General features: G+C 53.8%; 1 pseudogene. It reads right to left on the reverse strand.

Annotated elements, in window-relative coordinates:
- Positions 1 to 208: pseudogene (locus tag CWC11_RS22670) on the reverse strand (thymidine phosphorylase); the annotation flags it as partial.

Below are 208 nucleotides of genomic sequence, written 5' to 3' on the forward strand. Positions count from 1 at the left end.
GCGGTAATATCACGGGTCGCGTAGAAACGTTTATCAGCCGGAGCCAGTGAACTGGTCTGACCGATAATCGCCACGCCGACGTCTTTAATAATTTCGCGGAAACGGTTGTCATCCGGGAAAATGTCGAAGCCAGGGATGGATTCCAGTTTGTCGAGCGTACCGCCAGTATGACCGAGGCCGCGACCAGAGATCATCGGAATATAGCCGC

Origin of the sequence: Pseudoalteromonas sp. S3178, assembly GCF_005886985.1 — a bacterium.
GTDB classification, from domain to species: domain Bacteria; phylum Pseudomonadota; class Gammaproteobacteria; order Enterobacterales; family Alteromonadaceae; genus Pseudoalteromonas; species Pseudoalteromonas carrageenovora.